Source organism: Pedobacter yulinensis, assembly GCF_003029735.1.
Taxonomy (GTDB): Bacteria; Bacteroidota; Bacteroidia; order Sphingobacteriales; family Sphingobacteriaceae; genus Pedobacter; species Pedobacter yulinensis.
The window spans coordinates 57,346-76,773 of record NZ_KZ686268.1 but is presented as its reverse complement, the minus strand read 5'-3'; the positions used below and the strand labels follow the sequence as shown (position 1 = coordinate 76,773).

Genomic DNA, 19,428 nt, shown 5'->3' with positions numbered 1-19,428 from the left:
TAATTAATTAAAAATGGTGATTCGGGCGCAGCTCTCGCAGCCCAGGGCCATCCCGCTAACACGCAGGCCAGTTACGTGGCTTTGGTGCTCCCAGTAAACCCACATATCGTGCGCGCCGCCTGCCGAGGTGAGGCTGACGGTGTAGAGATCTCCGTTTGCCGGCAACTGACCGAGTACAGTGCCTGCCGGGGTATGTGGCGGAATATAATAGGTGGTGCTCCCGCCGCTTGTATTGTTCTGAATAACGGCGTAAATGCCGTCGCTGGTCGAATTCGAGGCAGTCAGGTTAACGGTAGCCAGGCTTTTGTAGCCGGCAGGTTGTTTGGGAGAAATAAATCCGGAATGAATGAAGGCAACCGCCAGCAGGGCGATCACAGCACAGACAGAAATAATTTTTTTCATGATGAAGATTTTAAATAGGGTGAAAAGTTGATATCATGTAGCTAAACATTATTCCGGTATTGTTATTTGGAAATGGTAAAGCCAAGCTTGTTCAAGCCTGCCTGTACGTCTTTATTTTGCATGAAAAGTTTCCAAAGCAGCCCACTGCGGTAGTTTTCAATCATGACGACCATTGGGCCCTGGTCTATGCCCAGGTAACGCTGCGGATAATAATTGTCCGTTTCTGAATAAGCATCGTAGAAGCCAAACTCACCCCAAATCTTATGGCCGAGGTTTTCATACATGTGGCGCATGGTTCGCAGCGATTCTTTGGGTGTGTAGGGGAGGGAGGAAATGGCGGCGGTAGGTGAGATGACGCCAAAATCTTCCTGCGGACTGTGGGCCGCGTAGCCCTTAACAGAATAACTTGCCGTGAGACCCCAGGAATCGGCGCCGAAACCTTGCCAGCCTTTTGGGTTGCGGACGCAATAGTCGTGTATGGCACGCGTGTGGTTTACGTTGTTCTGCCAGTAGTCGCCATAACGGTCTTTGAGACCTTTAGGGTTGAGCCCGAGGTAGGAATAATGTGCCCAGAACAATGGACCAACGCTATTTTTTGCGCCCTGGTAATCGAAGGGCACTTCGTGGCCCTCCACCTGGTGTGGGGCGCGTATTTCACCGCGGCGTGCCCAGCCTTCGTGGTACACCTCGGCGGGTACAGTATAAGTTGGCGAAGATGCGGCCAGCACGTACATGATCAGGCACTCGTTGTAGCCTTTTACGGGAAAGTTCATTTCCCAGCCATACTCGGGCGACCAATGCCAGTAAAGTACGTTTTCGCCGCCTTTGCGGTACCAGTTGAAATCGATCCCTTTCCAGAGTGCATCGGCCTTTTGAGCCACCCGTTTTTCACCGGCATTTCCGTTTTTATAGTATTCGCTGATGCAGATCAGGGATTGGGCAACGAATGAAGTCTCGACCAGGTCGCCACCATTGTCTTTCTGTCCGAATGGCCTTACTTTTCCCGTTTCCCCGATCAGCCAATGCGGCCAGGCGCCATGAAAACGGTCTGCTTTTTCAAGCCAGGTTAATATCTTATCGAGGCGTTCAAGCCCTTCTTTTTTGCTTACATAACCGCGGTCAATGCCGCTTAGGATGGCCATGAGGCCAAACCCGGTAGCGCCTGTGGCAACCGTGTTCTTATCGTTTTCAGGGTAGATGTTGTCTGAATGGTACCTTTCTCTGGCTGCGCCCGATACGGGTTCGGCGCCTTCCCAGAAATATCTGAACGTCTGGCGTTGCACCAGGTCAAGCAATTGTTCGTCTGACAGACCTTTCTTGATGGCAAGGCCGGGCTGTGCAGCATTATTCTTGAGTTCTTTCTGGGCCGGAGCATTGCAGGCGCAGGCGACGAGAAGGATCAGGGAGGCAAAAATTTTTTTGTTCATGGATGGTTGCAGTTGTTGTTTACCGCTAAACGGTAACTGTTGTCAATTCCAAAGACCGGATACAGCCTGCCCGGTGTCCGGAGTGCAGGGTGTGGGGATGCACCAGCTTTCCAGCTGATGATAAAATGGCCGTACCCGCAGGTACGGCCAGGATATGTAGAATGTATTAAAGAACTGGTTGAACCCTGTAGCAGGTTCATGTTCGGGTACCTAGTAACCCGGGTTTTGAGTCAGCAGGCTGCCGCTCAGGTCGATTTCTTGCTGAGGAACCGGCCATACTTCGTTCTTATTGGCTTTCCAGCCCTTAGTGCCAAAAACCTCTGCGCCTCTTCCCTGACGGATTACATCAAAATAGCGGTCGCTCTCGAGCGCCAGTTCGACGTGTCTTTCATGCCAGATGGCATTTCTCAGCGCTGTTTTGTCGGTTGTGGTGACATCAGGAAGCACGCCGGCAGCATTGCCGCGGGCCCTTGCCCGAACCCTGTTTAATGACGTAAGTGCCTGACCCGGATTACCGAGTTCGTTTGCAGCCTCGGCGTTCATCAGCAGGATATCTGCAAACCGGAGCACCCGGATGTTCTGTTCGGCGCCCTGATTGCCCGACACAAACCGGCTGAAGGGCACATAAGACTTTTGGTTATAGCCGATGTTCGGAACAGTTGTAGGAATTTTATCTCCCTGGGGCGTCGTTTCGCCGGGGAAAAGGATCGTAGCATCGCGGCGGGGATCTCCGGTTTCGAAGGCGTTGATCAGCGAAGTTGATGGTGTATTGAAACCCCAACCGCCTGCCGGGACGCCGGGTACGCCCTGAACCTGGCTGTACTGCGAATTATTGGCATCATTATTTCCCGGGACAAATTCTGCCTGGATCTCAAACAGGGATTCTACGCTGTTTTCATTCTCGGTACGGAACAACTTTTCGAAATCAGGGAACAGCGCGTAACCCATGCCCATCACCTGGTTCGTGTAATTCAGCACGTTCGACCACTTCTGCTGGTACATGGAAACCTTGGCCAACATGCCGAGGGCGGCACCTTTTGTTGCGCGTCCCTTATCGGTAGCGGGGTAAGTGGTTGGGAGAACAGCCGCAGCCTCGGTCAGATCTTTTTCGATCTGGGCATAAACTTCCTCACGGGTAGATCTGGGCAGGTTAAATTCAGAATTGTCTTTTGGTACATGCAGCCTGAGCGGAACACCGCCATAAGCGCGTACCAGCCTGAAATAAGAATAGGCACGTACAAATTTAGCTTCGGCCAGATAACGGTTTTTTAGCGTTTCGTCCATCTGGATGCCGGGAATATTGTCCAGTACCTGGTTGCAGAAATTGATGTTGCGGTATTGCCCGGTCCAGAAGCTCTGCAGTGAACCCTCTGTGGAGCCCACCGTGAACTGGTCAAAAAGGTTAAAGAAGGTCGCATCTGTTGGGGTACTTCCTTTATCTGCCTCGTCTGCAGGTGTGCTCTCAATGACCAGAGCGGGAAAGGCGACATTTTCCCAGGTACGCAGGTTTGCATAGATGGCGTTGACTGCTTTGGTGGCGTCAGCTTCAGATTTCCAGAATTCTCCGGCGACCTGCTGACCCTGCGGATCAACATCCAGGAAGCTGTCCTTACAAGATGAAGCGCCAAGTATGAGGATAAATAAGCAGGCTGCACCTAACTTTTGCATGCTTATTAAGTTATGTTTTTTCATGTTCGGATCATTTAGAAAGTTACGTTCAGGCCAATGTTGTAAGTGGCATAAAGCGGATAGACATTCACGTCTACACCGGTGTTGGTAGGCGATCCGCCCACCTCAGGTGTGAATCCGCGGTAGCCAAAGAAATTGAATGCATTTTGTGCATTGGCAAATACACGCAGTCGCTGCATTTTCCATTTCGAGACCAGCGAAGCCGGAAGGCTATAACCCAGCTGAAGATTCCGGATACGGAGGTAGTCTCCGTTTTCGACCAGGAAAGAACTGGCCTGGTTATTCTGGCCGCCTGCCAGGCTGGCCGACGGATACGCATTTGTTGATCCCGGACCTGTCCAGCGGTTGTCAAAAAATTCTTTTATGTAGTTTTCGTTGCCAAAACGGTTGCCGAGGTTGCCATTGTAAAGTTCTACTCCCGCAACACCCTGGAGGTCGATTGTCAGGTCGAAGTTTTTATAGCTAAAATTTGTGTTCAAGCCATAGTTGAACCGCGGATTTGGATTTCCAAGGAAAGTTTTGTCTTTCCCGTCAATACGTCCGTCGCCATTCAGGTCGGCATATTTCAGATCGCCCGGGCGTGCGCCAGTAATGCCCGAAGCAGCTGCCTCAGCAGGTGTCTGGATGATGCCGACAACCTGGTACCCATAAAATGAGCCAATCGGGCGACCAACGACCGTACGGGTTGACAGCACACCATTGTTCAGGCCACCGCCGCCTGCATCGATCGGGTTTGAGCCTGATGTTACGTTCAGGACGATATTTTCGTTATATCCTACGTTTCCGCTAACTGAATAACTAAGGCCGCCGGCTGTCTTGTCAGACCATGTGGCCTGCAGTTCGACACCACGGTTCCTGAAGTCGGCCTGATTACCAAGCAGACGGCTGTCTGATGTACCCAATGAACCCAGAATAGGGATATTAAAGATGGCTTGCTCGGTCTTGCGGCTGTAATAGTCAGCCTCTACATTCAGTTTGCCTTTAAAGAAGCCCATTTCGAGACCAACGTCAGTACCGGCACTTCTTTCCCAGAATAGTGCAGGCGGAACGAGTCTGTTGATGCTTGCCCCGGTAAAAGGTTGACCACCGAAGAAGGCAATCAGGGCTGCGGTTTGTGTTACAGTTTGAATGGTTGGATTGAGCGGAACACCGGCGTTTCCAACCTTACCCCAGCTTGCACGGAGTTTCAGGTTGCTGAAAACAGCCTGATCTTTCATGAAGTCTTCATTGGTGATTACCCATCCACCGCCGATTGACGGGAAATAGCCCCAAAGGTTGCTGCCGCCATAAAACTGGGAAGCACCATCGGCCCGGATTGAGGCGTTTAGCAGGTATTTGTTTTTAAACGAATAGTTCACGCGGCCAAAATAAGAGGCAGCGGTGCTTAGCGAACCTGAATCTTCAATGGTGCGGCCGGCAGCATTGCCCAGGCTCAGGTAAAGATCGGCTTCCCTGTTGTAGGGCACGTTTTGAGCCGTACCTGTCATGGTATAACTTCTGAACCGTTGTGCGGTCTGGCCAGCCAGTACTGTCAAAGCATGATCTTCCCACTTGTTGTCGTAGGTAAGTGTGTTTTCAATGATCCAGTTCCGGGTGCTGATGCGGGCTGCAGAAAGTGTACTTATGGTTGTATTCTGCGCTTTCGTGGCAAAATACTTTGGTGTATAGTTCCGGTTCTCTTCCTGGCCAAAGTCCCCGCCAAAGCTGGTTCTGAAGGTGAGTTTCTTCAAAAACTTAAGCTCTGCATAGACATTGCCAGTAACACGGTACTTGTCGGTCTGGCTGTTATTAAAGTCAAGTGTAGCCTGCGGATTGACGTTGCTGCCGTTACCCAGGTTAAAATCTGTCGGATCGCCATAAACGCCTTCAGATTTAAATACCGGAACAACTGGCGAGGCTGTATAAAGTGCGCGAAAGATTGAGTTTGGTACGTTTGCAGACCGGCTGTTCGTGCCGGTTACGTTGTATCCAACTTTCAGCGCGTCAAACAACTGAATGTCGTTTGAAAGCCGCGCGGTGTAACGCTTGTAGTTATTTGTAGCAATGATGCCGTCCTGGTCCAGAAATCCGAGCGACAGGTTGTAAGTAGATTTTTCATTACCGCCGTTTACAGAAAGCTGGTGGTTGTTGATCATCGCTGTGCGCAGTACCTGGTCATACCAGTCGGTGCCTTCGCCAAGGTTGGTGTTTGTAAAAAGCGGCGCACTGCCCTGCACGGCGTATGCCTCGTTGACAGCTGTAGCATACTCAGAAGCGTTTGTCATCTCAACCGGGTTGGTGACTCGTTGAGCGCCTACCGTCCCGTTGTAATTGATGGTCGGTTTGCCGCTCTTTCCTTTCACCGTGGTAATCAGCACAACGCCATTGGCCGCCCGTACACCATAAATAGACTGGCTTGATGCGTCTTTCAATACGCTGATGCTGGCCACGTCTGCCGGGTTCAGAAATGAGATCTCATCATACCAGACACCGTCTACAACATATAAGACGCCGGTGTTGCCATAAATCGTCCCGGTACCCCGAATGGTGATCTGGGGCGACGAGCCGGGCGATGCGTTGTTGGTGATTGATACGCCGGCGACCCTTCCCTGTAATGCAGAAATTGGGTTTGTTGACGGCTGCTTAGAGATGTCTTCGCCTTTTACAGTGGCTACCGAACCGGTTACATCGATCTTACGCTGGGTGCCATAACCGACCACGACCACCTGCTCGAGTTGCTGCGTGCTGGATGACAGTGCTATATTTAAAGTTGTTTGTCCATTAACCGCAGCTTCCTTAGATGCATAACCGATAAAGGAAAAAACCAGGGTTGCAGAACCTGGCGCGCTAATAGAATAATTTCCATTTGCATCAGATTGAACTGCCGTTTGTGTGCCTTTGACCACTACGCTGACTCCCGGCAGCGAAGTGCCATCGCCCGCGTCTGTAACCCGTCCTTTGATTGTGACGTTCTGCGCAAACGCTGCGTTTAAAGACAGCAAACAGAAGACAACCCATACTGATAAACTCGTAAAGATTTTTTTCATAATTGCTTTAAATCGTTTTCGTTAATTACTGAGATAAAAGTCCCGCTGTTTTGCCGCATAAGCAAGTGAGCAGGCCACTACATTAATACATCACCCAGGGGCCTAAAGTTTAATCTGTGAATAAACAGATCTGCTTTTCAGGCCAAAAACCGTGATTTTGAAAGATTAAATCCTTTTAACGAAGCAGGCTAAGTGTTCTTTTTACACGAAGGGGTCTGCGCGGTTGAAAATGCCGCTATGAGAGGTAATGATGTAGTCCTAAAGCTCGATGAGAAACTCCGTCAGGTTCTTGTCGTGGGGAACATTCAGCTTTTTGCGCAGCCTGTAGCGCCTGATTTCGACGCCGCGGAGGGAGATGTTGAGCAGGGACGCAATTTCTTTGCTGCTCATGTTCATGCGCAGGTACGCACACAGTTTAAGATCGTTCGGAACAAGGTCAGGGTGGTTCACTTTAAGCTTTTTGAAGAAACTTTCATGCGCTTCGTTGAAGCTGCTTTCGAAAAGGTTCCAGTCGCGCTCATCGTTCATCCCTTCATCGATCACCTTTTGGATTTTACGCAGCTGGTCTTCAGGCAATTTCTGTCCGTTGCCGTCGCGAAGTTTGCCGATCTCCTGGCTTAACTTCTGGAGCAACTCATTTTTGTAAACGAGGCTCATGGCCGAATTGGCCAGTTCGCGGCTCTTGCCGGCCAGCTCAGCCTGGAGTTTTTCAGTTTGTAACCGGATAATTTGTTTTTCAGTGGCCTCTGCCTCCTTCTTCAGGTATTCTTCCTGTTCCAGCTGCAATTTTGCCGCGATCTTGCGTTGATCGCGCCGCAGTTTACGCTCATATATGATCTTCCCTGCGTAGGCGCCAAGACCAGCAAGCAGCACATAAAAAATTAGCGCTGCCCGGCTTGCATACCAGGGAGGCAGCACCCTGAATTCAAAACGCGTAATTTTTCCGGGTTTTCCATTGTTTACACTGGCACGAACAGAAAACACATACGTGCCTGCAGCCAGATTGGTGAAATCTTTTTGCGTAGCGCCAGTCCAGTCTGACCACTTCTGCGAATACCCGTCCAGGTAGTATTGATACCGAACGCTGGCCTGCCTGTAGTAGGGTAGAGCATATGCAATGCGTATGTTGTTGCGGCTGTTTTCCAATTCAACCCGTTCATCGGTCTGGCCCTGTTCGGTGATGGTTTGATACGTATCGGTGATATCTTCCACCTTTCTGATCAGTACGCCGCTGGCAATTGCCGGCTGCTGCACAGTACCGGCATTGTTGTAGATCGCAAAACCATCATCGACACTGATCAGGTAAAGATTCGTATTGATTCGGCTGATGTTCTCGTAATATTGAACCATTCGCCCGTCAAGGATACTGAAACGGTTCGAATCAAGCCTGAGCCGGCCGGTTTCCGGGAGTGTGCCAAGGGCTACCCGGCCCCTGCTTACAAACCAATATTTCCGCTCACCCGCGGGGATAATGTTATTGGACGCGGCAAAACTGCCCAGCGAGCGGTTTAGGGTTGTATAAGGTGAAAAACGGTCGGCAATTTCATCGTACGTATAAAAGCCCCTGTTCGTGGAAAAAACGATTTTACGTTCCAGGTTGAAGAGGCTGATGTTGTACGTGCCGGGTAATCCGTTGCGCTCATCATAAGACCGGTAACTGGTCACCTTTCTGAGGTCGGGACTGAGCTTAAGCCTGTATAAGCCTTTGTAAGCGTGACCGACCCAGATATCGCCGCGGCTGTCTTGTTCCACATACCGCGAGGGCTCCTGGAACCCGACAATTTTGTGCGAAAACAGCCAATTGCCCGCCTCATCCTTTTTGTAAACCACCAGGCCGGTATAGGTGCCCTGAATCAGCTGGTCGGGATGCGTCTGCAGCCGGCGGATGGTCCAGCCCCCGTTTTCTGCCGAAATCTTTTCCATATGGCCATCAGTGATGCGAAATGTGCCGTCATTGTGGCCGCAAAGCAATTGTCCGTCTATCCTGCTCAGGTCCCAGACTTGGCCCTGCGAATTGGGAACGAGCCTGAAGTTGAAGCTGGTATAGGCATTGCCGCCCTCAGGTTTCCAGTTGCTGTAAAATAAACCCTGGTTGGTGCCCAGGTAAATTTTGTCCCTGTCAATGATGCTGGAGTAAACCGTTCCGAACTGCCCGGCTTTGTCAAAATAAAAGTAAAGCGGTGAATTAAGTTCAACCCGGTCTATGCCGTTGTCAAGTCCTGCCCAGAGGTTTTGTTCTTCATCAGTATATAAACTGAGCACCGTATTGTTCTGCAGTCCGCTCGATTTGTTGATCTTCTGGACAATGAATCCCTTATGGTCCAGGATAATGATGCCGTTCAGGATGGTGCCATAAGCGTAATAGCCGCCTTTCAGCCTGACGCCATTGTTTAATTGATAGGTAATCAAAAACTCATTTGCCGGGCTCTGAAATGGCCTGAACTTTTGCCCGTCGTACAGAAACAATCCATTGCGGTTGGTGCCGACCAGCAGCTGGTTGTTGTCGTAGGGCAGAATGGAGAGGACGCCCGATTTGCTGATTGATAAGCCACCAGGCAGGGGCTGCAGGCCGGCATTTTTCAGTTCATAGAGCCCCGACCCGATTACTTCAGCGAAGAAGCGGCTCCCTGCCCGGTGCAAAAACAAGAAGGGTTTAGGTGCTTTGATTACCTGGATGTGCTGATCTTTGTAAATGTAGATGCGCGAAAACGATTGAAAGAGGACCCGGTCACCATCCACGTAGATTTTCCATACTTCGTCGGTAACTTTAAGCCCGCCGGGAATGAGTTTCGTAAGTGATTGGTACAACAATTTGCCGTTGCCGTGTGTCCAGTAGCCAAACTCACCAAAGCCGCCCACATAGATCCGCCCCCTATGATCTGAAGCGACGGCGCGGACGATTTGCCGCTGAGGCATGGCATATTTCTGCCAGTAACGGCCATCGAAAGCGAGAAGGCCTTCGGCGTTACCAAAATACATGATGCCTTTTTCGTCTTTTGTAACCGACCAATTCTGGTTTCCGGCCCGGTAAGCAGTTTTTGGGTAATTTTCAACGTAGGGTACACCCATGCCATGAATGCCGCCGGGGCTTTGACTGGCCGCTGCAGACAGGGACACAAGAACTAAACAGGTGTAAAAAAATACTTTCAGCATGCGGTGTGCTCTGCAGCAAAGGTAATAACTTTTGATTGACCGTTCATTTAGCCGGTCGTGCCATTGACGGGGCCGTTTTGAAAGACCCGGATCAGCCGGTTTCGGCGTTGAACACCAACTACCAGTCAAACACCGTCGCTGACGCTGAAGGTACAATCAGACTACAACGGTACCTTTACGTAATAACCCGTGCCATCATAGAACCGTTTGCGTGGATGCGCCTGGCAGGCAGCTGAGCAGGCACCGTCCAATTGCTTGCCGCAGGCATCGCACTGGGTAATGTGTTCGTTGCATTCGGGGTTGGCGCAATTGATCATCTTGGCTGTTGTGGTTCCGCAATTGTAACAGGTAGATACAACCGTCGGGTTTACGCTGTTCACATCAACGGCAACCCGGTTATCAAATACATAACATTTGCCTTCAAAGTCTTTTCCGCCCGCCTCCTTACCGTATTTGATGATGCCGCCATGCAGCTGATAAACGTCTTTAAAGCCATGGTGCAGCAGCAGGGCAGAGGCTTTTTCGCATTTAATGCCGCCTGTGCAATAGGTCAGCACCTTTTTGTTTTTATACTGCGCAAGTTCATTGATCTTTTCGGGAAAATCGCGGAAGTTCTCAATATCGAGAGTTACTGCGTTTTTGAATTTGCCCAGGTTGTGCTCGTAGTTTGAACGCACATCGAGAATGATGACGTCTTCTTCGTCTTTCATTTTCATGAAATCTACGGGCTCCAGGTGTTTTCCCGTACGTGCAGTGGGATCAATAATGCTGGTGTCGCGCAGGCCGGAGTGTACGATCTCGGCCTTGTACCGGCAATGCATTTTTATAAAGGAAGGCGTATCGACATCATCGATCTTGAACTCTGTATGTGCAAACCGGCTATCGGCATGGATGGCCTCCATATAAGTTTGGCAGGCTTCGGGTGTACCCGACACCGTTCCATTCAGCCCTTCGTCGGCTACAATGATGCGGCCGGTTAACCCGACGGATTTACAGAAGGCAAGGTGATCTGCGGCGAACTGCTCCGCATTATCGATTCGGCTGTAGCAATAATACAGCAGGGTCTGGTATTTTTTCATGTTCATTGATACCGCTGCAAACGGCGTTTAATGCGGCGCAAAGATAAAAAAAACGAGGAGCTGCTGCAAGTGGCCTGATTCACAAACTTAACCCGCCTGCCAAAACTCAAAACCCGTAACTGAAGCGAAAGCCTTGCGCTACCTTTTTACGTCCGTCATACGCGAAACCATAACTGGCCCGGAATACAAGACGCTGCAGCCCGAAATAAAACTCGGCATAATTGTGCTTGAGGGGTTGAGTCAGGTAACTTGCGCCGACAAACTCTTCCAGTTTTAGTTTTCTGAGCAGCGGTACTTTATTGGTAAAGAACCCGGCAAAATTATGCTCGGCATGAGCTTCAAAATACTCCCGGTCGGTGCTGAAAAGATAAAAATCCAGGTAGGCGAACCGGCGCAGGTTTGGCGGAAAGATCAGCGCATTGTTGCCCCAGAAGTGTTTAAATTCCGGATAATACAGTGCGCGGTTATTCAGGAATTTCCCGGCACCGACTACAAACGAGGTAAAGCCAAACATGCCCGAGCTGATGCGTTCCTGCGACACTTCGGCGCTGATCAGGTCATAGTCGACCTCACTTTTCAGGACGCCTTTAATGCCTTTCCGGTAACTGATCTCGATTCGCGGATATTTCGGTGCCTCATAAATCTTCATGTCCGGCCTTGTAATGTATTTCTGGCCGAAGGTATAACTCAGGCTTGCGTGCAGGTTAAGCGACCGGTAAGTGGGAAACAAGGGGCTTTCCGCATCGGGCGTAAAAGGGTTGTTTGAGGAGAATTGTTTGTCTTCGTAGTCGATGAGGGTAAAGTCTGCCGTGTTGCGCAGCGTATTGTTCCGCGCGTAACTGAGGCGAAGGCTGCCAAACAGGCCGTTCAGCAATTCCCTGCCGGTCGAAATATCGACAAAGCGTTTTTCATACAACTTCGGATAATTCGTTTCATATACCAGGGAGTTGAAGGAGTTGGTGAGCAGGCTCATGGAACCGAAGCTGTTCAGATCAAAAATACCCGACCCGAATGAGAGGCCCACCCAGGCTCTTTTTACGGGATCATAGGTATAGCCTGCCGCGAGGCTGCCCGTAAATTTCCGGTTTGCCAGGCCATACCTCAGCTCGGGACGCAGATTGAAGCTGCTCCGGTCATCAAAGGTTTTGCGGTACGTTATGCCGTATTTCATGCCGAAACCTTCAACTGTATTGTAAAAAAGCGAGGGCAGTACCGGGTCAAATGAAAAGCTTTTTTTGTGGAAGCGGTTGTGAATGGTATAACCGGTCAAGCCCAGCTTGCCCAATTTAAAAGCATTGTTTGCCTGTTCCACAGAATCGAGGTAGGGCTTTGATTCCTTGCGTTTGGCCAGGCTGTCTTTGCGAATGTAATTCAGTCGCTCCTCACCGGTTAGCGGTACAGGCCTGCGCTGGTCCCAGTAAGCCGCCGGTTTCTGGTTAACCGTATCGGTAACGTGCAGGATCTCGCCGTTAAACCATTTGCGGGGAAAACCAGGCCTGATGTTGTAATTGCTGTAAACACCTACATAATTGCCGGCAAACTTAAATCCGAAGATATTGCCATTAAACCGGTAAATGACCGTTCCCGGTACAAAGGTCTTTTCTACCTTCAGAAACTGCTGGTCAATGTGCAGTGTATCGAGCAGGTTGATGCCTGAACTGCGCGTCAGGAACAGAGCAGTGGTATAGAGGCGCCAGCTGCCTTCTGCAATGTAGATCTGACCCCTGAAAACCGGGTCGTTGTTACGTCGCGGCGTTACCTCGATCTTGTGTATGGTTTCGCCATTTTGTTCGGTCGTGCCGAGCAGCTTGTAACGGTAATAAAAAAGTGCGTTCTCCGCTATTGGCGAAATGAAACCACGTGCACTGAGCGTATTTTCGAGCAGGATGTTGTCGTAAAAATTGAGCATCAGGTCTGATGCCTTGTTGAAACTGAAGGCATTGTTCCGGCCCGCCACCCGTGAAGAGATCATTTCTTCTCTGACCTGGCCAGGCCGGCGGAAGTTGAATTTTGATTCAGATTCGCTCTGGTAAATGATGCCTTTGCGGTTGGTATCCAGTTCGAGCACTTTTTGGATGTCCCTGCCGAAAAATTTTTTCGGCGCGCCAACCAGTTTCTGTACACCTTTTATATAAACTGAACAGCTGTATTCGTAGAGTTCATCCCTGTTCTTTTTTCTGTTTCTTATCGCCTTGCGGATGATGCCATACGCTGGGTCCTCGGCATTGGCGCTGATGCTGACGCTGCCCAGGTCAAAGGCTTCGGGAACAAGGGTAACCGAAAGCGTCAGATCACCGGAAAGCTCGACAATCTTTTCAAGCGGTTTGTAGCCGACTGCGCGGAATAAAACGACATGTTTGCCGGCGCTCACGGGCAACTGGTAGTGCCCTTCTGCATTTGCAGAGGTGCCGGTACTTGTATTTTTTATGTAAACCGATGTAAAGGCGACCGCATCGTTTTTTTCGTCTTTGATTTGCCCTGAAAGTTTGAATGATTGTGCTGAAACGTTTGTGCAAATAAAAAAAAGCAAAATTGAGGCGTATAGTTTGTTCATGGCACCAAAGATCGGATTTGTTCTCACAGAAAACACGGCCGATAAGTTAAAGTTTGTTAAGGGCAGGACCCGCTTTCTGATATTGAGTAGATGATATTTTTATACCTTTGGTTGCAAGTCTTTACTCATAAACATTCACTATGTATAAAACATTGCAACCCGTTCTGCAACAGGAACTGGAAGAAATAGAAAAGGCCGGCTTGTACAAGCGCGAGCGGATCATTACCACCCCTCAGGGTGCAGACATCAGGGTCAGCACCGGTGCTGAGGTTGTTAATTTTTGTGCCAACAACTACCTGGGTCTTTCTTCCCATCCGAAAGTACTGGAAGCAGCCAAGGCTGCCATTGACCAATATGGCTACGGCATGTCGTCGGTGCGTTTCATTTGCGGAACGCAGGACGTTCACAAAGAACTGGAATCAAAACTCTCCGGATTTCTGGGTACCGAAGATACCATTCTTTATGCCGCGGCCTTCGATGCCAACGGCGGCGTTTTTGAACCGCTTTTTAACGATCAGGATGCCATTATTTCAGACGAACTGAACCATGCATCAATTATTGACGGTGTTCGTTTATGCAAGGCCAAACGGTTTCGTTATAAACACAACAACATGGCCGACCTCGAGGCGCAGCTGCAGGCTGCTAAAGACGCGCGGCACCGCATCATTGTAACTGATGGTGCGTTTTCTATGGATGGCACGGTAGCGCAGCTTGATAAGATCTGCGACCTGGCAGACCAGTACGAGGCACTGGTGATGATCGATGAATCGCATTGCTCTGGTTTCATGGGAAAAACCGGCCGCGGCACACACGAACATTGCGGCGTTATGGGAAGGATAGACATCATTACCGGAACGCTTGGAAAGGCATTGGGTGGCGCTTCAGGCGGATTCACATCCGGCAGAAAAGAAATAATAGATATGCTGCGCCAGCGCTCGCGTCCTTATTTGTTCTCCAACACGCTGGCACCGGCTATTGCAGGCGCCTCGGTAGCTGTTCTTGATATGCTCAGTGAGACAACAGAACTGCGCGACAAGCTTGAGCACAATACCCGTTATTTCCGGGAAAAAATGACGGCTGCGGGTTTTGATATCCAGCCAGGTGTACACCCCATTGTTCCGGTCATGTTGTACGACGCCAAACTTTCACAGCAATTTGCAGCCAGGATGCTTGAAGAAGGGATCTATGTAATCGGGTTCTATTACCCGGTTGTACCGCAGGGCAAGGCGCGCATACGCGTACAGCTTTCGGCCGCGCATGAGCAGCACCACCTCGACAAGGCCATTGCCGCCTTTACAAAGGTAGGCAAGGAACTTGGCGTAATTTAATCAGGAAGGGTTGCAGCCGGTCTGGTTTGAGCCTGGCTGCAGCCCATTGTTTCATTTTGCAGCTTTTGAAGTGGTATTTGAACCGGCAAACGCTAAAATTTGCCGAGATTATGCCGTATATTTGCAGGATGTTACAAGAGCAGATCAACCAGCACAGCGCAGATATCCAGGCTTTCAGCACCGACAATGCAGAAGCGCTGGAACAATTCCGTATCAAGTACCTGGGTACCAAAGGCATCGTTAAAGATCTGTTCGATGCATTTAAACAGGTCGGACCTGAAGAAAAAAGGGTTCTTGGTAAAGTGCTTAATGAATTCAAACAGCTTGCTGAAGGTAAACACCAGCAGCTCAAAGAAGCGCTGGCTGCCCCGGCGCCACACGCTGTAAAAACAGATGCCGATCTTACCCTGCCGGGTGAAGGCTTTACACTGGGCTCCCGCCATCCGCTCGCCCTTGTTCGCCGCGAAATTACCGGCATTTTCGGAAGACTTGGTTTCACCATTGAAGAAGGTCCCGAAATTGAAGACGACTGGCACAATTTCTCCGCACTCAATTTTCCGGAAGAGCATCCTGCCCGCGATATGCAGGACACATTTTTTATCCGCAAGGGCGGAGAAAACGGGGATATTGCCTTGCGCACACATACGTCTTCCGTACAGGTGCGCATGATGGAACAGGGCAAGCCGCCTTTCAGGGCCATCATGCCGGGCCGGGTTTACCGGAATGAGGCAATTTCTGCTCGTGCGCATTGTTTTTTCCACCAGATAGAAGGCCTTTATGTTGACGAGAATGTCTCATTTGCCGACCTGAAACAGACCCTGTTTTATTTTGTACAGGAGCTTTTCGGCGAGGGTACAAAAGTGCGTTTCCGCCCTTCGTATTTCCCGTTCACTGAACCTTCTGCAGAGATGGATATTTCCTGTACAATCTGTAAAGGAAGCGGCTGCCAGTTGTGTAAACAGAGCGGCTGGGTCGAAATTCTTGGTTGCGGTATGGTTGACCCAAATGTGTTGGAGAACTGCGGCATAGACAGCAAAAAATACAGTGGCTTTGCATTTGGTATGGGAATCGAGCGCATTGCGAACCTCAAGTTCGTGATACGCGACCTGCGCCTGTTCTCTGAGAATGACGTCCGGTTCCTGAAACAATATACTGCTGCGTTGATCTGATAGCCGATGTTTAAAAGGGTAGTGAACGGTTTCCTGGTAGCGGCAGTCATGCTGGTTGCCTGCGGCAAAGAGCGGCTGCAGATTCCCGAACTACCTGTTAATTTCAGCACACAACTGACCGATCCGAAACTTAGTCCGCTCAGTATTCCCGGCAAAAGCGTAACCATTGATGGCTATGGCGTAGCAGGGCTGATCATTACAAGAAAGCTGGATGGAGGGTATGCCGCATTTGACCGCTGCAGCACCGTAAATCCCGAAAAAAAATGTGCAGTAAAACTGGACGAAAGTGGTTATATGGCAGTTGATCCCTGCTCCAATGCAAAATTTTTACTTGTCGACGGAACGGGCAGCCCCGTTAGCCCGCCCGCTGAGGTCTCTCTTAAACAATATACGGTCTTCATAGGAGGAAACGTGTTACAGGTGCAAAATTAAATGGAAGTAGAAAAAATCAAAGAGAGCGTCAAAAAAGCGGCGCGCGAGCTTTTCAGGAAATACGGTTATCATAAGACCAGTGTGAACGAGATTGCGAAAAAAGCACGCATTGCGAAAGCGACCATCTACAAGTATTTTGACAGCAAGGAACATATTCTTGATGCGATCCTGATGGACTACCTTCATACCAATGTTCATGACATTGTAAACAGTAAGGCTGCATTTGCCAACGAAGAAGAACACCTTAAAACGCTGGTTATGCGAACCTGCCGCTTGTCTTTTACGGTTTGTAACGAATTTATCGGCTGGGAATTTGTTCGCGAGAACACCAACTCGCAGGAGTTTCTGAAACACCTGTCTGATGAACTGGAGTCACTGCTCCTTTCAGCCTACCTTCAGCTCGATACCTTTAAGAACAATCCCGGCAGGCGAGAAGGGCTGGCTTTCCTGCTCAAAGCAAGTAAAAGCATCGTGTTTTCTTTCGCTTTTACATCGGTCAGCGATGCAGACGTGCGCAAAAATTTTGTAAGTTTTCAGAAGGAAATTTTGCCTTTCCTGGTTAAAGCGGCATTGTAACTTGCAATATTGCGAATCATGTTTTTAAAGATAAAGCCATGGAACGGCCATACTGCATACCAGTATAAACGGCCCCAGATTCCCAGCGGACGGAACGTTGCCGTTTGGTGCAACACCTGTTCCTGATCAATACAGAATTCCAGCCAGGCTTCGCCGGGAAGTTTCATTTCTGCATAAAGCAGCAGCCTTTTTTCTTTGCGGTCGGCAAGCAGCACACGCCAGAAGTCGACCACGTTTCCGGGGCTCAGCGAATCATTATTCGTGCGCCCGCGCCTGAGACCTACACCGCCGAATAACTTGTCAAGGAAGCCCCTGAAGGCCCAAAGCCAGTCCGCATAATACCAGCCTGTCTTACCGCCGATGGCCCAGATGTTGCGCAGCGCCAGTGCTTCGTCGGTTATTTTTATGCTGCGTTTGTCGCTGAAAACGCCATCTTTAGGTACTTCTACAAAGCGGGACAGCCCCGTGTCTAAGATTCGGCTACTGAAGGCATCTTTCCAGCTCGAAATGACCTGATTTTGCTCGATTTTATCGAACGCCATTTGTATGGCAGTTTCATAACCGATCAGTTTGATGCCAAGTTTTTCTGCCAGATCATTTGGCCGGCAGGTTACCTCCGTCTTCATGCTGTCAACCAGGTTTTTGGCCAGCTGGTAGGAGGTAGGCGTAATGAAATACAGCCAGTATGAGGACAGGCGCGGCGTCATGACAGGAACGGTAAAAATATGCCGTTTCAGCCCGCGAACGGCCGCAAACTTCAGGAGCATTTGTTTATAGGTCAGGGCTTGTGGCCCGCCGATGTCGTAGTCGCGGCCATAGGTTTCCTCATTGGCAAGTACACCCGCGAGGTATTCCAGCACATTCCTGATGGCAATGGGTTGCGAGCGGGTTTTCAGCCAGCGCGGGGCCACCATGATAGGAAGTTTTTCAACCAGGTCGCGGATGATCTCAAAACTTGAGCTTCCCGACCCGACAATGATCGCCGCACGGAGGGCGGTAAGCTGGTACTTGCCGGCAGCCAGGATTTTTTCAACCTCCTGCCGCGATTGCAGGTGCCGCGACAGCTTCTCCGCGTTGGCAATACCGGTTAGATAAATCACCTGTTTAACCTGGGTGCCATTCAGGGCGTCCCGGAAGTTTTCGGCAATTTCTTTTTCTTTTTTTGCAAAGTCGCCCGCCGATGACATGGAGTGGATCAGAAAATAGGCCGCATCAATGTCGGCCGGAATAGCTTTCAAACTTTCAGCATCCTGATAATTCATTTCCAGTACCTGCACTGACTGGTCCTTATACCTCGTCAGATCAAGCCGGCTGCGGTCGCGGACACAACAGATCACTTCGTGACCATCTTCGAGCAGCACAGGTAAGAGACGCTGACCAATGTAGCCATTTGCGCCCGTAAGGAGAATTTTCATGACCAATTGACAATCAAGGCTGCTAATTGTTTGTTGGCTCCGCTTGCGTGCGGGAAAGCTTGCTTTACTTTGAAACTTTCGTAATTTGCTGAAAATTAAGATGCCATGTCCCTTTACAGACCTTTTTCCTTTCTGATTTCACTGCTTGTATGCGCGGGCGTTGCCCCGGCCCAGCAGGTTACCATTCGCCCCGACTCGGCTGCCCGCCGGATTGACATCCGGATCGACGATGCACCTTTTACCAGCTACATTTATCCGGAGAACCTTGAAAAACCGGTGCTATATCCCATTTATACAGCCGCAGGATCTGTTATTACCCGGGGCTTTCCCCTTGATCCGCGGCCTGGCGAGCGGGTCGATCATCCGCACCATGTAGGCCTGTGGTTCAACTTCGAAAATGTGAATGGGCTGGATTTCTGGAACAATTCGTATGCGATCCCTGCAGCCAATAAACACAGGTATGGCAGCATCAAACACCGCAGGATCACAGGAATAAAAGAAGGCAAACGAGGCAGCCTGGGCACAGAGTCGGTTTGGGTGGACCAGTCTGGCAAAATTTTGCTGACTGAACGGACCACTTTCTTTTTTACCCAACATGGCAGCCACAGGCTTATTGAACGCCGCACTACCCTTATTGCCGATACGCAGGTCACTTTTCGGGACAGCAAGGATGGTCTGATTGCCATCCGCATGGACCGCGCTTTTGAAGACAAGGACCAGAAAGAAGGTGAATTTCATGACGCGCAAGGAAAGGTGACACGGATAAAAGCCCTGGATAACACCGGCGTGAACGGCATTTACCGGAACAGTGAAGGGAAGGAAAAAGAATCGGGTGTGTGGGGCAAGCCGGCACGCTGGGTCAGCCTGTCTGCTACGAAAAATAAGGAACAGATCAGCGTGGCAATAATAGACCATCCGAAAAACCCCGGTTACCCGGCCTATTCGCATGCAAGGGGTTACGGTCTATTTGCCTCTAACAACCTTGCCGTAAAGGCTTTCAATCCTGCCGCTGAGCCCGTTCGCATCGACCTTAAACCGGGAGAGGAACTGAAGTTCAGGCACCTGATTGTAATCAGTTCGGGCGGCTTTTTAAGCAAGGGGGAATTGGACAAACTGGCTGAACGGTTTGGAAAATAATTTCTAAGAAAGATATTTTTTTTAACTTAAAGTTGGTAACT

Annotated in this window: 13 protein-coding genes; 5 read left to right on the top strand and 8 right to left on the bottom strand. The window is 50.0% G+C overall.

What is annotated here, in order from left to right; genetic code table 11:
* Nucleotides 1-3 precede the first annotated feature (3 nt).
* From C7T94_RS00330 to C7T94_RS00295, 7 genes are all read right to left on the bottom strand, one after another.
* The gene (locus tag C7T94_RS00330; RefSeq protein ID WP_107212566.1) at nucleotides 4-402 is read right to left on the bottom strand and encodes a hypothetical protein; all 399 of its coding nucleotides are present in this window, start codon (nucleotides 400-402) and stop codon (nucleotides 4-6) included.
* A gap of 62 nt (nucleotides 403-464) precedes the next feature.
* Nucleotides 465-1,829 carry a glucoamylase family protein gene (locus C7T94_RS00325; RefSeq protein WP_107212564.1) on the bottom strand — a complete coding sequence of 455 codons (1,365 nt, stop codon included), beginning with the start codon at nucleotides 1,827-1,829 and terminating at the stop codon, nucleotides 465-467.
* Between the two features lie 210 nt (nucleotides 1,830-2,039).
* Entirely contained in the window at nucleotides 2,040-3,497 is a 1,458-nt protein-coding gene (locus C7T94_RS00315; RefSeq protein WP_239494890.1) for a RagB/SusD family nutrient uptake outer membrane protein, read from the bottom strand.
* Nucleotides 3,498-3,532: 35 nt separating this feature from the next.
* On the bottom strand, nucleotides 3,533-6,544 hold the full coding sequence (locus C7T94_RS00310; protein ID WP_107212558.1) for a SusC/RagA family TonB-linked outer membrane protein: 3,012 nt from the start codon (nucleotides 6,542-6,544) through the stop codon (nucleotides 3,533-3,535).
* 258 nt (nucleotides 6,545-6,802) lie between these two features.
* The gene (locus C7T94_RS00305) at nucleotides 6,803-9,697 is read right to left on the bottom strand and encodes a triple tyrosine motif-containing protein (protein WP_107212555.1); all 2,895 of its coding nucleotides are present in this window, start codon (nucleotides 9,695-9,697) and stop codon (nucleotides 6,803-6,805) included.
* A 161-nt stretch (nucleotides 9,698-9,858) separates the two neighbouring features.
* Nucleotides 9,859-10,776 carry an oxygen-dependent tRNA uridine(34) hydroxylase TrhO gene (gene trhO / locus C7T94_RS00300; RefSeq protein ID WP_107214592.1) on the bottom strand — a complete coding sequence of 306 codons (918 nt, stop codon included), beginning with the start codon at nucleotides 10,774-10,776 and terminating at the stop codon, nucleotides 9,859-9,861.
* Nucleotides 10,777-10,882: 106 nt separating this feature from the next.
* Nucleotides 10,883-13,330, bottom strand: coding sequence for a DUF5686 and carboxypeptidase regulatory-like domain-containing protein (locus C7T94_RS00295; protein WP_107212553.1), 2,448 nt, complete (start codon nucleotides 13,328-13,330; stop codon nucleotides 10,883-10,885).
* Nucleotides 13,331-13,470: 140 nt separating this feature from the next.
* On the opposite strand from C7T94_RS00295, the gene kbl reads away from it, so the two are divergent.
* From kbl to C7T94_RS00270, 4 genes are all read left to right on the top strand, one after another.
* On the top strand, nucleotides 13,471-14,658 hold the full coding sequence (gene kbl / locus C7T94_RS00285; protein WP_107212551.1) for a glycine C-acetyltransferase: 1,188 nt from the start codon (nucleotides 13,471-13,473) through the stop codon (nucleotides 14,656-14,658).
* A 128-nt stretch (nucleotides 14,659-14,786) separates the two neighbouring features.
* Nucleotides 14,787-15,827: a phenylalanine--tRNA ligase subunit alpha gene (gene pheS, locus C7T94_RS00280; protein WP_107214590.1), complete on the top strand. Its 1,041-nt coding sequence runs from the start codon at nucleotides 14,787-14,789 to the stop codon at nucleotides 15,825-15,827.
* A 6-nt stretch (nucleotides 15,828-15,833) separates the two neighbouring features.
* Nucleotides 15,834-16,259, top strand: coding sequence for a Rieske (2Fe-2S) protein (locus tag C7T94_RS00275; protein WP_107212549.1), 426 nt, complete (start codon nucleotides 15,834-15,836; stop codon nucleotides 16,257-16,259).
* Complete coding sequence (locus C7T94_RS00270; protein WP_107212546.1) at nucleotides 16,260-16,835, top strand: TetR/AcrR family transcriptional regulator; 576 nt, start codon at nucleotides 16,260-16,262, stop codon at nucleotides 16,833-16,835. It abuts the gene before it with no gap.
* On the opposite strand, the gene C7T94_RS00265 is transcribed toward C7T94_RS00270, so the two are convergent.
* A complete protein-coding gene (locus C7T94_RS00265; protein ID WP_107212545.1) occupies nucleotides 16,793-18,250 on the bottom strand; it encodes an SDR family oxidoreductase in 1,458 nt (485 codons plus the stop codon). The two genes, C7T94_RS00270 and C7T94_RS00265, sit on opposite strands and share 43 nt — an antisense overlap.
* 105 nt (nucleotides 18,251-18,355) lie before the next feature.
* Here C7T94_RS00265 and C7T94_RS00260 point away from each other — a divergent pair, with 105 nt between their 5' ends.
* Nucleotides 18,356-19,387, top strand: a complete 1,032-nt coding sequence (locus C7T94_RS00260; protein ID WP_107212543.1) for a DUF6807 domain-containing protein — start codon at nucleotides 18,356-18,358, stop codon at nucleotides 19,385-19,387.
* Nucleotides 19,388-19,428: the final 41 nt, after the last annotated feature.